Source organism: Terracoccus sp. 273MFTsu3.1 (assembly GCF_000383675.1).
In the GTDB taxonomy this organism is placed as follows: domain Bacteria; phylum Actinomycetota; class Actinomycetes; order Actinomycetales; family Dermatophilaceae; genus Terrabacter.
Genome location: NZ_KB911821.1, coordinates 385684 through 398315 on the forward strand (window position 1 = coordinate 385684; position 12632 = coordinate 398315).

Genomic DNA, 12632 nt, shown 5'->3' on the forward strand with positions numbered 1-12632 from the left:
CGGTTCGGGATCCGAGTGCGTGAGGGGCAGCAAGCAGCGGTACCGGTCGGCGAGTGGCCGCGGCAGTAGCGTGGTGCCGGTGCGCCGCCATGACTTCTCGGGACCCGCCGACCTGCGAGCGATGCAAGGCCACGCCTCGCGGCTCTGGACACCCGATTCGCGCTTTCACCCCGGTCAGCTCGCGTGGAGCCGCTACTACCGGCCGGTCGACCCGATGGGCCTCGACGACGGCGAGGCCATCGCTTTCTGGACCGACGGCGGCGAGGTGGTCGGCTTCGGTTGGGCCGAGGCACCCGACTGGCTCGAGCTCCAGGTCGACCCGGCGCGGCCCGACGTCGCCGAAGCGGTCGTCGACTGGTTCGAGGAGGTCAGCGACGCGCGGACTCAGGCGGCCCTCGTCATGGAGGGAGACGTCGCCGAGCAGGCCCTCGCCGCAGCAGGATTCGAACCGCGCACCGACGAGCCCTTCTTCACGCACCACGTGCTCGACCTCGCCGACCTACCGCCGGTGCCCGACGTCCCGGGCTACACCTTCCGCCACGTCGAGCGGCACGAGGCCCGCACCCGCGCCGCCGTCCACGCCGCCTCGTGGTCCGACGTCGGTCCGTCGAAGGTCGACGAGCGGGCCTACGAGCAGCTCATGGCTGCCTGGCCCTACCGCCACGACCTCGACTGGGTCGCCGTCGACGCCGACGACACCATGGTGGCCTCGGCCCTCGTGTGGCTCGACCCTGCCCACGCTGCGGGTCTCGTCGAGCCGGTGGGGTGTGTGCCCGAGCACCGTGGTCGCGGACTCGCGGGCGCCGTGACGCTCGCAGCTCTGCACCGGGCGGCCGAGGTGGGCGCGTCTGTCGCACAGGTGAGCCCGCGCGGCGACGACGACTATCCGGGTCCGCAGCGTCTCTACCGCGCCCTGGGCTTCCGGCCGCGCGCCCGCACCGTCACGTGGACCCGGTCGCTGGACTGAGGTCGTCTCCCGGCGACCCGACGGGGGCTCGCTCGAGTCGGGACGCGGAGATCGTGGCCGAGCCGACGACCCGCGTCCCCTCGTAGAGCACGACGGACTGTCCCGGCGCGACGCCGCGGACGCGGCCCTCGAGCCGCACCTCGACGCGGTCGCCGTCGGCCCAGGCCGTCGCGGCATACTCCTCGCCGTGGGCGCGCACCTGCGCGCCGACGTGCACGACGCCCTCGGGCGCCGGGCCGCACCAGCGGGCATGGTCGCCGGTGATCGCGTTGACGCCGAGCAGGTCGGCGGCGCCGACGACCACCTGGTTGGTCTCGGGGCGGACCTCGACGACGTAGCGCGGCTCGCCGTCGGCGGCGGGCCGGGAGAGCGCGAGCCCGCGGCGCTGCCCGACCGTGTAGGCGAAGGCCCCGGCGTGCCGGCCGACGACCTCGCCGGACGTGTCGACGATGTCCCCGGGGGCTTCCCCGAGCTCGCGGGTGAGCCACCCTCGGGTGTCGCCGTCGGCGATGAAGCAGATGTCGTGGCTGTCGGGCTTCCTGGCGATGAAGAAGCCCCGCTCGGCCGCCTCCTCGCGGATGCGCGGCTTGGTCGTGTCACCGAGCGGGAAGAACGAGTGGGCCAGCTGGTCGGCGTCGAGCACCCCGAGGACGTAGCTCTGGTCCTTGGCCATGTCGACGGCGCGGTGCAGCTCGCGCCGCACTCCCCCGTGAGCGTCCTCGGCCTCGACGACCTGGGCGTAGTGGCCCGTCGCCACCGCGTCGAAGCCGAGGGCCAGGGCCTTGTCGAGCAGCGCGGCGAACTTGATCTTCTCGTTGCAGCGCAGGCACGGGTTGGGCGTGCGCCCGGCGGCGTACTCGGCGCGGAAGTCGTCGACGACGTCGCGCTTGAAGCGGGCCGCCATGTCCCAGACGTAGAAGGGGATCCCGAGCACGTCGGCCACCCGGCGCGCGTCGCCGGCGTCCTCGATGGTGCAGCAGCCGCGCGCCGACTCGCGCAGCGTCGCTGCGCTCTGGCTCAGGGCGAGGTGGACGCCGACGACCTCGTGGCCGGCGTCGAGCATGCGGGCGGCGGCGACCGCCGAGTCGACGCCACCGCTCATCGCCGCCACGACCCTCACGACGCGGTCGCCTCCCGCGCACGGCGCGCGCGCTCGATGGCAGCGGGCAGCGCGTCGACGAACGTGTCGACGTCGGCCTGGGTCGAGGTGTGCCCGAGCGTCAGGCGCAGGGCGCCCCGGGCGTCGCTCTCGGCGACCCCCATCGCGAGCAGCACGTGGCTGGGCTGCGGCACGCCGGCCTGGCACGCCGACCCCGTCGAGCAGGAGACACCGGCAGCGTCGAGCAGGTAGAGCAGGGAGTCACCGTCACACCCGGGCACGAGCAGGTGCACGTTGCCGGGGAGCCGGCTCACGCCGTCGCCACGGTGCCAGACACCGGACGGCCGGATGTCAGGGGAGATCGCCATGGCGCGCTCGATGAGGTCGTCGCGCAGGGCGACGAGCCGGGCCGACTCGGCCTCGATCGAGGCCGTGGCCTCGGTGAGCGCGGTGGCGAAGCCGACGATGGCCGGGGTGTCGAGGGTGCCGGAGCGCACCTGCCGCTCCTGTCCGCCACCGTGCGTCAGCGGGACGAGCCTCGCGTCACGACGCAGCACGAGGGCGCCGACGCCGATGGGGCCGCCGAGCTTGTGCGCGGTCACCGACATGAGGTCGGCGCCGCTCGCCTCGAAGTCGACGGCCACGTGCCCGGCCGCCTGCACGGCGTCGGTGTGGAACGGCACCCCGAACTCGTGCGCCACGTCGGCGATGGCACGGACGTCCTGGACGGCCCCGACCTCGTTGTTGGCCCACATCACCGAGACGAGGGCGACCGAGTCGGGGTCGGACTCGATGGCGGCGCGCACGGTCGCGGGCTCGACGACCCCGTCTGGGGTGCACTCGAGCCAGGTGACCTTGGCGCCCTCGTGCGCGACGAGGAAGTCGACGCAGTCGAGCACGGCGTGGTGCTCCGTCGCGCCGACGAGGAGCCGGACGCGAGCAGGGTCGCGGTCTCGGCGAGCCCAGTAGGTGCCCTTGACGGCGAGGTTGTCCGACTCCGTGCCGCCCGAGGTGAAGACGATCTCGGAGGGTCGCGCACCGAGGCAGCGGGCGATCCGCTCGCGCGACTCCTCGACGGCCCGGCGAGCGGCGCGACCCGTGCGGTGCAGGGACGAGGCGTTGCCCACGACCGCCAGCTGCTCCGTCATCGCCGCGAGGGCGGCGGGGAGCATCGGCGTGGTCGCCGCATGGTCGAGATAGGCAGTCACCCACCGATTCTAGGACTCCTTGACACCCCGGCCGGACGGGCTCAGGGCGACGCGTCCACCCACCCCCGTGGGCGACGGCATGTGCCGGCCCGCCGGCTACCCGTGCGTAACCTCACACCGCGCCCCCTCGTTGGTCAGTCACGTCGCCACCCTCCACTGACGTGGGGTGGCCCAGCAGAGAGGGATCTCATGCGATTGACCGCCTCACGCCGCCTCCGTCTCGGAGCGGTCACCGTGGCAGCAGCCACCGCCCTGACCTCGGCCACCGTCGCCGCCGCCTCGCCGGCCTCGTCCGGTCCGCAGTCCGCGCCGTCCGGCGCCGCTGCCGGCGTGCTGGGCACCGGCCAGGCCCGCGCACCGTTGTCGACGTGGCTCGCACAGCACTGGTCGACCCTGTCGGCCGTCACGCCGACGACCGTGCTCGTCCACGCGACGGACATCGGGGCCGCGCGCCGTGCCGCCACCGCGTCCGGGCTCACGGTCCGCGACACCTACGACAAGATCGGTGTCGTCGTCGCGGCCGGGCTCCCCGTGCAGATCGACGCCGTGCGCTCCGTCCCCGGCGTCACGTACGTCGAGGGCAACCAGCCCATCGACATGTTCCTGTCGACGTCCAACACGGCCACCCGCGGCTCCGAGGCCAGGGCGACCCTCACGGGGGCGAACGGCAAGGCCCTCGACGGTTCCGGTGTGAGCGTGGCCGTCATCGACTCCGGCGTCGACCCGACGCACCCGTTCCTCCAGAACGCCGACGGCACCTCGGCCGTCGTGAAGAACCTCAAGATGGTGTGCGACCCACTCGAGCTGCTCCCCTGCCAGCCCGTCGACGCCGGCAGCCTCAACACCGACCTGCTCGCTGCGGGCGGCCACGGCATGCACGTCTCCGGCATCGTCGCCGGGCGCGACGTCACCCTGTCCGACGGCACGAGGATGCACGGGGCCGCACCCGGTGCGAGCATCGTCAGCCTGAGCACCGGGGCCGTGCTGCTCATCGTCGGCGCCGACTCGGCGCTCAACTGGGTCCTCGAGCACCACGCCGCGCCCTGCGGAGCGGGCGTCCCGGCCAGCACGTGCCCGCCGATCAAGGTCACGAGCAACTCCTACGGGCCGACGGGCGGCGGCGAGTTCGACCCGAACTCGGCGACGGTCAAGCTCCAGCGTGCGCTCGTCAGCGAGGGCGTCGTCTCGGTCTGGGCCAACGGCAACGACGGCGGAGACGGCTCCGCGAACCTCTCCAACCCTCCCGGCCAGGACCCGACGGGCGGCATCATCTCCGTCGCGTCGTACAACGACCAGGACACGGGCACCCGCAACGGCACGGTCAGCGACTTCAGCTCGCGCGGCCGCTCGGGGCAGTTCGCGAGCTACCCCGACATCTCGGCCCCGGGTGAGGGCATCACGTCGTCGTGCCGCATCTACCTGCCGATCTGCACGACGGGCGGCGACCCGCGCGACAACGGCGACTACAACACGATCAGCGGCACCTCGATGGCGACGCCGCACATCTCGGGCATCGTGGCCCAGCTCTTCCAGGCCAACCCGAGCGCGACGCCGGCCCAGGTCGAGGCCGTCATCAAGGCGACGGCCTGGAAGTACGCCGACGGAGCCGCCTACGTCAGCGACCCGGCCGGCAACGGCACGACGTCGTTCGACAAGGGTCACGGCCTCGTCGACGTCGTCGCGGCGGCCACCGCGATCCGTCCCTGACGCCGGGCGCAGCAGCACCACCTGCGCGACCCGTCCACCCCACCTGTGGGGCCGGTCTGCCTATGATCGGCCCCATGGGTGGCAGGCACGAGGGCACCGGCGGCAGCCGGCTGCGTGCTCCCGCCGCCCACCGGGCCGTCGCGGCCCTGGCCTGTCCCGTCATCGGCTACTTCGTGGCCCGACTGCTCGTACGGCTCGTCCCGTCCCTGCCCGCGACGATCACGTATGCCGTGTGCCTGGCCCTCGCGCTGGCGCTCGGCTGGCGCGCGTGGTCGGCCCGCATCGACCTCGGGACGAAGAGCCTGCGCGTGCACAACACGCTCGCGACGACGACGATCGACCGTCGCGACGTCCGCCGCGTGTCGTCGAGCGGGCGCCTCGAGTGGCGCCGCGGCCAGGGTCGTCCCGTGCGCCTGCCGTCGGAGGCGCTGCGCGGCGCGTGGTGGACCCTCGGGACGGGACGTGCGGCATACGCCTTCAACCGGCAGCGGCTCGAGAGCTGGATCCGGCTGTCGTCGCGGGTCGACCTCGACTCCGAGGCTGCCTGAGAGCCGGCCGGTCGACGTGCTCGCACGACAGCGACCCCCGACCGTGCTGGTCGGGGGTCGCTGTCGTGCGGCGCCGGGCACCGGCCCGACGGGGCGGTCAGTCCTTGGCGGCCGTGATCGCCTCGGTCGCCTGCGGGAGGACGGTGAAGAGGTCACCCACGACGCCGAAGTCGACGAGCTCGAAGATCGGGGCCTCGTTGTCCTTGTTGACGGCCACGATCGTCTTGGACGTCTGCATGCCGGCGCGGTGCTGGATGGCACCGGAGATGCCGCACGCGACGTAGAGCTGCGGGCTCACCTGCTTGCCGGTCTGGCCGACCTGCGAGGTGTGGGGGTACCACCCGGCGTCGACCGCGGCACGCGAGGCACCGACAGCAGCACCGAGCGAGTCGGCGAACTCCTCGACCTTGGAGAAGTCACCGCCGGTGCCGCGGCCACCGGAGACCACGATGGCGGCCTCGGTCAGCTCGGGGCGCCCGGTGGCCTGCTTCGGCTTGGACTCGGTGATCTTCGCGCCCTTGGCGGCGTCGGACGGGGTGAAGTCGACGACCTCGTCGGCGGCCGCACCGGCGACCTCCTCGGGGGTGGCCGAGTTGGGCTTGACGGCGACGATGGGCGTGCCCTTCGTGACCGTGGCCGACACGGTGTAGGAGCCGGCGAAGACCGACTGCGTCGTCGCGACGCCACCGTCGGCGGCCTGGACGTCGACGGCGTCGGTGATGAGGCCCGACTCGGTCTTGACGGCGAGGCGTGCGGCGATCTCCTTGCCCTCCGGCGAGGACGGCACGAGGACCGCGGCCGGGGACGCCGAGGAGACGAGCTGGGCGAGCAGCTCGGCCTGCGGGACGACGAGGTGCTCGAGCACCTCGGGCGACTCGACGCGGTAGATCTTCTCGGCGCCGAAGCGGGCGAGGGTCTCCTTGGCGGCGTCGAATCCGGAGCCGACGAAGACGGCGGACGGCTCACCGAGGCGGCGGGCGATCGTCAGCAGCTCGGACGTGGTCTTGCGGACCTTGCCCTCGACGTGGTCGACGAGCACGAGTACTTCAGCCATGGTGCGGATCTCCTTTGCTGGCTGGGAAGGTCAGGGGCAGGTCAGACGAACTTGCGCTCGGTGAGGAAGGCGGCGAGCTTGCTGCCGCCGTCGCCCTCGTCGGCGACGATCTCGCCCTGCGAGCGCGGCGGGCGCGCGGCGAAGGACTCGACCTTCGTCCAGGCGGCGTCGAGGCCGACCTGCGTGGCGTCCACGCCGAGGTCGGCGAGGCTCCACTGCTCGACGGGCTTCTTCTTTGCGGCCATGATCCCCTTGAAGGAGGGGTAGCGCGGCTCGTTGATCTGGTCGGTGACCGACACGAGGGCCGGCAGCGTGGCCGTGATCGTCTGGGTGGAGGCGTCACCGTCACGGCGGATCGTGGCCGTGGTGCCCTCGACGCTCAGCTCGGACGCGAACGTCACGGCCGGCAGGCCGAGTCGCTCGGCGAGCATCGCGGGCACGACACCCATGGTGCCGTCGGTCGAGGCCATGCCGGTGACGACGAGGTCGACGTCCCCGATCTTCTTGATGGCCTCGGCGAGGACGAGGGAGGTCGCGATGGCGTCGGAGCCGTGGATGGCGGCGTCGTTGACGTGCACACCCTTGTCGGCGCCCATCTGCAGGGCCTTCTTGATGGCGTCGGCGGCGGCGTCGGGGCCCACCGTCAGGACGGTGACCTCACCCTCGCCGGCCTCGACGATCTTGAGGGCCTCCTCGACCGCGTACTCGTCGAGCTCCGACAGCAGGCCGTCGACGTTCTCGCGGTCGGTCGTGTTGTCAGATGCGTTGAACGTGCGCTCGGCCTGGGCGTCCGGCACGTACTTGACACAGACGACGATGTTCATGGGTGAACGTCCTCTTCCGTTGCTGGTGGTGGTGCTCATGGAACTGCCGGAGGTCGCTCCGGCACTGCCGTCCATCCTCTCACTGAGCGCCCGCTCAGCCCGCACGCCTCTGGCGTGACGCTCACCACCAGACCCCGTGCGTATGCCGCCCGTCTCGTCCGCGCGCACGGGCGTGCCTGTCGGGTGGGCTCGGACGAGGCAAAACCGGTTGTCGAGGGTTGCCGGGCCTGCGGAGGATGGGCGCCATGTCCTCCGCCTCCGCCGCCCCGTCCACGCGCCACCGGGTCGCCCTCGTCACCGGGGTCGGCAGGCGTCGTTCGATCGGCTCCGAGCTCGCCGTCGGGCTCGCAGCGGACGGCTGGGACCTCGCCCTCGGCCACTGGCAGCCCTACGACGAGCGACTCGGCTACGAGCGAGGCGCCGACGACCCGGCGGCCGTCGCCGACGAGTGCCGGGCCCTGGGTAGCCGCGTCGAGATCCTGCCCGGCGACCTCGCGGACCCCGCTGTCCCCGAGGCCCTCGTTGCCGCGGCGACGGAGCGGCTCGGACCCGTGACCGGCCTCGTCATGTCGCACTGCGAGTCGGTCGACAGCGGGATCCTCACGACCTCGCTCGAGAGCTGGGAGCGGCACTACGCCGTCAACGCCCGTGCGACGTGGCTCCTCATCCGCGCCTTCGCCGGGCGGCTCCCCGAGCAGGCGCCGGGTGGACCCGCGGCCGCGCACGTCGTGGCCCTGACGAGCGACCACACGGCGCACAACCTGCCCTACGGCTCGAGCAAGGGGGCCCTGGACCGCATCGTCATCGCGGCGGCGATCGAGCTGGCCGCCCGCGGGGTGCGTGCCAACGTCATCAACCCCGGCCCGATCGACACGGGCTGGATGGACGACCGGATCCGGGCGCTCGGCGCCGCCGACACCCCGGCGGGCCGGCTCGGCACACCCCGCGACACGGCCGACCTTGTGCGCTTCCTGCTCTCGGAGCAGGGCGGTTGGATCAACGGCCAGCTCCTGCTCAGCAACGGCGGCTTCAAGACCTCCTGAGGCGCACCCGGCCGCGGCGCACGGACGCCGCCGGACGGCATACGGAATCGCACTCGCCGGGGCGCCGCGGCCCCCAAAACGTCGGCCTACGACCCGTTCAGGCCGCCTTGCGCGCCGCGGCCCCCGAACCGTCGGGCCCACGACCCGATCACGCCCCACTTGCGCGCCACGGCCCCCGAACCGTCGGGCCCACGACCGGATCAGGCACCCCTTGGGCGCCGCGGCCCCCGAACCCGTCAGGCGGGGTCGACGTCGGCGGTCTCGAGGACGTGGAAGGCCGGCTCCTCGTAGGGGTGCGCGGCCCGGAGCGCGGCGACGACGTCGGCCCGGAGCGCCCGGTCGAGGACGAGCTCGACGCGGTTCTCGGGGACCCTCTCGAGGTCGCCGACCGTGCCGATCGTCGGCGCCGCGCCGGCGACCGGTCGGAACTGTCCCGTGCCACGGGTGACGAAGGCGCACTCGCGGTAGTCGCCGACCGTCCCGGCCCCGGCGGCGAAGAGCGCCTGGAGCACCGCGTCGGTGTCACCGACCGGGACGTAGACGACGAGGACGTCGAGGGGCCCGCGGCCCGGCTCGGCGGTCACGGCAGGGTCCTGCCGAGCTCCCGCGGACGCCCGAGGCGGACCCACCGGCACGGGTGCCGCGGGTCCGCCTCGAGCGGTGCACGGGTGAGGGTCATCGACCCTCGAACTGCGCCTTGCCGGGTCCGTGCTCGACGAACGAGGACATGCCGATCTCCCGGTCCTTCGTCGCGAAGAGCGAGGCGAACAGCAGGCGCTCGATCTCGAGCCCGGTCTCGAGGTCGACCTCGAGACCACGGTCGATGGCCTCCTTGGCGGCGCGGACGGCATACGACGCTGCGCCGACGAAGGTCGACGCCCACTCCCGGGAGGCGGTGTAGACGTCGGCGGCCGGCACGACCTTGTCGGCGAGGCCGATGGCGAGCGCCTCCTGGGCGTCGACGAAGCGGCCGCTGAAGATGATCTCCTTGGCGCGCGAGGCTCCGACGAGACGCGAGAGGCGCTGCGTGCCGCCGGCCCCGGGGATGATGCCGAGCAGGATCTCGGGCTGGCCGAGCTTGGCGTCGTCGGCGACGACACGGAAGTCGCACGCGAGCGCCAGCTCGCAGCCGCCGCCGAGCGCATAACCGGTGATCGCGGCGATGACCGGCTTGGGGATGCGCGCCACGGCGCTGATCGAGCTCATGAGCGGACCGGAGCGCTCGACCATGTCGGTGTACGACATCGTCTGCATCTCCTTGATGTCCGCGCCCGCGGCGAAGACCCGCTCACCGCCGTAGACGATGACGGCCTTGACGTCGGTGCGCGCGGTCGCCTCGGCGGCGGCCTCGCGGATCTCCTCCTGGACCTGGACGTTGAGGGCGTTCATCTTCGGCCGGTCGAGACGGATCGTGCCGACGCCGTCCTCGACCTCGAGCCGGACGAACTCGCCCATCAGGCGTCGCCGGGAGCGGGCGCGTCGTCCATCGGCAGCCAGGACTGGAAGAAGAAGCCGACGCTCTGGAGGATGTGGTTGACCGACAGCGGCACGAGGATGTCGAGGTCGGCGTTGGGGGTCACGACGTGCTCGGCCGAGACGACGAGGCTCTCCTGGACGAGCGAGAGCTTGACGATGTTGAGCTGCATCGTCAGGTCGTTGCAGCGGGCGAGGCGCTCGTTGCGGTCGGACGAGACGGGCTCGGCCAGCTGCCACTGGCCGAAGAAACGGACGAGGGCGAGGTCACCCTCGGCGATGCGGGCGAAGAGCGTCGTGCTCGTGCCCTGGTCGTCGACGATGGCGAACTCGAGGTCGCCGTCACCGTCGATGCTGGCCTCGATGCCGAGGCCCTTGAGCACGTCGAGGATGCGGTCGCGCACGGGCGCGTCACTGACGGGGGCTCCGTTGGGGCCGGCGTCGGGCGCGCTCGGCATGAAGTTGGGCAGCGAAGTCGGATCGGTCATGCGCCAACCGTAACGAGCCTGCGCGACGAGGTCGATCCGGCCCGGGGGTGCGATCGGCCACCCCCTACGCTCGGACACATGTGCCCGCCCCCTCCCGCGACGCCAGACCTGCCTCCCGAGCACGGGGTCCGGCTCACCGCCGAAGGAGCCCAGTTCTCCGTCTACGCCGGCCATGCCCGGGCCGTCGAGGTCTGCCTCTTCGACACCGCCGCCGACGGCTCCGAGACCGAGCGCCGGGTGCCGCTGCGCCACCGGGCGCACGGCACGTGGTTCGACACCGTGCCCGGGGTCGGGGCCGGGCAGCGCTACGGCTTCCGCGTCGACGGCGACTGGGACCCGGACCGGTCCCTGCTGCACAACCCCGCCAAGCTGCTCCTCGACCCCTACGCCCGGGCCGTCGAGGGCGGGGTCCGGCTCGACCCGGCCGTCTACGCCCACCGCGTCGGCCCGGACCTGCGCGGTGACCTCTGGGTGCGGGACGACCGCGACTCGGCGCCGCACATGCCCCGCTGCGTCATCGTCGAGGACGAGTTCGACTGGGGCGCAGACGAGTTCCCCCGGCGTTCACTCACCGAGTCGCTCATCTACGAGGTCCACGTCAAGAACGCCACCCGGCTGCACCCGGGCGTCCCCGAGGAGCTCAGGGGGACGTATGCCGGCCTCGCCCACCCCGCGTTCGTCGACCACCTGCTCGGGCTGGGTGTCACCGCCGTCGAGCTCCTGCCCGTGCACACCTTCACGCACGAGCCCGACCTCGTGCTGCGCGGGCTGACGAACCACTGGGGCTACAACACGCTCGGGTTCTTCTCCCCGCACGCCGCCTACGCGTCGACGGCGGACCCACAGGGCGCCCTCGACGAGTTCAAGACGATGGTCAAGGACCTCCACGCGGCCGGCATCGAGGTCCTCCTCGACGTCGTCTACAACCACACGGCCGAGAACGCCCGCGAGGGGATGACGCTCTCGTGGCGCGGGCTCGACCAGCGGGCGTACTACCGCGTCGACGGCCGGGGCCGCGACATCGACGTCACCGGGTGCGGCAACACCCTCGACCTGACGCACCCCGTCGTCGCCAGGATGGTCCTCGACTCCCTCCGGTACTGGGTGCAGGAGTGCCACGTCGACGGCTTCCGCTTCGACCTCGCCGTCGCCCTCGGTCGCGGCAAGGACGACGGCTACGACCGCGACCACCCGTTCCTCGTGGCCCTGCGCACCGACCCCGTCCTGTCCCGCGCCAAGCTCGTGGCCGAGCCGTGGGACCTCGGCATCCACGGATGGCGCACGGGCCAGTTCCCGCCTCCGTTCTCGGAGTGGAACGACCGCTACCGCGACGCGACGCGCACCTTCTGGCTGCGCGACCTCGCGGCCTCCGCCTCGGGGGGTGTGGGCCACGGAGTCCGCGAGCTGGCGACCCGCCTGGCCGGGTCGCAGGACCTCTTCGACCGCCACGACCGCGGCGCCATCGCCTCCGTCAACTTCGTGACGGCCCACGACGGCTTCACGCTCGCCGACCTCACGACCTACGACACGAAGCACAACGGCGCCAACGGCCACAGCGGCGCCGACGGCTCCAACGACAACCGGTCGTGGAACCACGGGGTCGAGGGTCGCACCGACGACCCCGCCGTCACGACGGCGCGGCGCCGCTCGATCCGCAACCTGCTCGGCACGCTCCTGCTGTCGACCGGCGTGCCGATGCTCAACGCCGGTGACGAGGTGGGCCGCAGCCAACGCGGCAACAACAACCCCTACTCCCAGGACAACGAGATCAGCTGGATGTCGTGGGACCTCGAGCCCTGGCAGGACGACCTCCTCGACACGACGCGGCACCTCGTCCGACTGCGGCACGAACACCCCGTGCTCCGGCAACGGGCGTTCTTCTCCGGCAGGCAGATCCATGCCGACGGCTCGACCGACCTCGCCTGGTTCGCGGCCGACGGACACCCCATGGGCGACCGCTGGGACGGCCCTGCAGCCCACGTCCTGCAGGGCCTCTACGACGGGGCGCGCCTCTCCCAGCGGTCGGTGCTCATCGCCGTCAACGGGTCGGCGCACCCGGTCGAGGTCACCCTGCCGACGGCACCGGGAGCCACGGCCTACGAGCTGCTCTGGGACAGCGCCGAGGAGCGGCCCGCTCCCCCGTCGGACGCCATCGCCGCCGGCGTCCCCGTCATGATGGGTGCGGCCTCGATGCGTGTCTGGCGCTCGACCGCCGGCTGAG

The 12632-nt window shown here is 72.6% G+C and carries 12 protein-coding genes; 5 read left to right on the forward strand and 7 right to left on the reverse strand.

Annotation, left to right across the window (positions count from 1 at the left end):
* The first annotated feature begins 79 nt into the window (after positions 1 to 79).
* Complete coding sequence (locus tag H283_RS0107435) at positions 80 to 967, forward strand: GNAT family N-acetyltransferase (protein ID WP_231372243.1); 888 nt, start codon at positions 80 to 82, stop codon at positions 965 to 967.
* Here the strand turns inward: H283_RS0107435 and mnmA are convergent.
* Positions 942 to 2087, reverse strand: a complete 1146-nt coding sequence (gene mnmA, locus H283_RS0107440; RefSeq protein ID WP_020142891.1) for a tRNA 2-thiouridine(34) synthase MnmA — start codon at positions 2085 to 2087, stop codon at positions 942 to 944. The genes H283_RS0107435 and mnmA overlap by 26 nt on opposite strands.
* On the reverse strand, positions 2084 to 3274 hold the full coding sequence (locus H283_RS0107445; RefSeq protein ID WP_020142892.1) for a cysteine desulfurase family protein: 1191 nt from the start codon (positions 3272 to 3274) through the stop codon (positions 2084 to 2086). Before H283_RS0107445 ends, mnmA begins: the two co-directional genes overlap by 4 nt.
* A gap of 189 nt (positions 3275 to 3463) precedes the next feature.
* Here H283_RS0107445 and H283_RS0107450 point away from each other — a divergent pair, with 189 nt between their 5' ends.
* Both H283_RS0107450 and H283_RS0107455 read left to right on the forward strand, forming a co-directional pair.
* The gene (locus tag H283_RS0107450) at positions 3464 to 4981 is read left to right on the forward strand and encodes a S8 family serine peptidase (protein WP_028785405.1); all 1518 of its coding nucleotides are present in this window, start codon (positions 3464 to 3466) and stop codon (positions 4979 to 4981) included.
* Positions 4982 to 5055: 74 nt separating this feature from the next.
* On the forward strand, positions 5056 to 5529 hold the full coding sequence (locus H283_RS0107455) for a hypothetical protein (RefSeq protein WP_020142894.1): 474 nt from the start codon (positions 5056 to 5058) through the stop codon (positions 5527 to 5529).
* Positions 5530 to 5626: 97 nt separating this feature from the next.
* On the opposite strand, the gene H283_RS0107460 is transcribed toward H283_RS0107455, so the two are convergent.
* Positions 5627 to 6583, reverse strand: coding sequence for an electron transfer flavoprotein subunit alpha/FixB family protein (locus tag H283_RS0107460; RefSeq protein WP_028785406.1), 957 nt, complete (start codon positions 6581 to 6583; stop codon positions 5627 to 5629).
* A gap of 41 nt (positions 6584 to 6624) precedes the next feature.
* Positions 6625 to 7407: an electron transfer flavoprotein subunit beta/FixA family protein gene (locus tag H283_RS0107465; protein ID WP_020142896.1), complete on the reverse strand. Its 783-nt coding sequence runs from the start codon at positions 7405 to 7407 to the stop codon at positions 6625 to 6627.
* Positions 7408 to 7652: 245 nt separating this feature from the next.
* Between H283_RS0107465 and H283_RS0107470 the strand changes: the two genes are divergently transcribed.
* A complete protein-coding gene (locus tag H283_RS0107470; protein WP_020142897.1) occupies positions 7653 to 8450 on the forward strand; it encodes an SDR family oxidoreductase in 798 nt (265 codons plus the stop codon).
* 236 nt (positions 8451 to 8686) lie between these two features.
* Here H283_RS0107470 and H283_RS0107475 read toward each other — a convergent pair whose 3' ends face one another.
* From H283_RS0107475 to H283_RS0107485, 3 genes are all read right to left on the reverse strand, one after another.
* A complete protein-coding gene (locus H283_RS0107475; RefSeq protein ID WP_020142898.1) occupies positions 8687 to 9034 on the reverse strand; it encodes a hypothetical protein in 348 nt (115 codons plus the stop codon).
* A 91-nt stretch (positions 9035 to 9125) separates the two neighbouring features.
* Positions 9126 to 9905: an enoyl-CoA hydratase/isomerase family protein gene (locus H283_RS0107480; protein ID WP_020142899.1), complete on the reverse strand. Its 780-nt coding sequence runs from the start codon at positions 9903 to 9905 to the stop codon at positions 9126 to 9128.
* Complete coding sequence (locus H283_RS0107485; RefSeq protein ID WP_020142900.1) at positions 9905 to 10411, reverse strand: hypothetical protein; 507 nt, start codon at positions 10409 to 10411, stop codon at positions 9905 to 9907. Before H283_RS0107485 ends, H283_RS0107480 begins: the two co-directional genes overlap by 1 nt.
* Positions 10412 to 10489: 78 nt before the next feature.
* Between H283_RS0107485 and glgX the strand changes: the two genes are divergently transcribed.
* Positions 10490 to 12631: a glycogen debranching protein GlgX gene (gene glgX / locus H283_RS0107490; protein ID WP_020142901.1), complete on the forward strand. Its 2142-nt coding sequence runs from the start codon at positions 10490 to 10492 to the stop codon at positions 12629 to 12631.
* The last annotated feature ends 1 nt before the right edge of the window (position 12632 follow it).

What these genes read in the sequence shown, in the direction of transcription:
- H283_RS0107470 (WP_020142897.1), top strand. Translation starts at nt 7,653, where the DNA reads ATGTCCTCCGCCTCCGCCGCCCCGTCCACGCGCCACCGGGTCGCCCTC.
- H283_RS0107465 (WP_020142896.1), bottom strand. Translation starts at nt 7,407, where the DNA reads ATGAACATCGTCGTCTGTGTCAAGTACGTGCCGGACGCCCAGGCCGAG.
- glgX (WP_020142901.1), top strand. Translation starts at nt 10,490, where the DNA reads ATGTGCCCGCCCCCTCCCGCGACGCCAGACCTGCCTCCCGAGCACGGG.
- H283_RS0107460 (WP_028785406.1), bottom strand. Translation starts at nt 6,583, where the DNA reads ATGGCTGAAGTACTCGTGCTCGTCGACCACGTCGAGGGCAAGGTCCGC.
- H283_RS0107485 (WP_020142900.1), bottom strand. Translation starts at nt 10,411, where the DNA reads ATGACCGATCCGACTTCGCTGCCCAACTTCATGCCGAGCGCGCCCGAC.
- H283_RS0107455 (WP_020142894.1), top strand. Translation starts at nt 5,056, where the DNA reads ATGGGTGGCAGGCACGAGGGCACCGGCGGCAGCCGGCTGCGTGCTCCC.
- H283_RS0107450 (WP_028785405.1), top strand. Translation starts at nt 3,464, where the DNA reads ATGCGATTGACCGCCTCACGCCGCCTCCGTCTCGGAGCGGTCACCGTG.
- H283_RS0107480 (WP_020142899.1), bottom strand. Translation starts at nt 9,905, where the DNA reads ATGGGCGAGTTCGTCCGGCTCGAGGTCGAGGACGGCGTCGGCACGATC.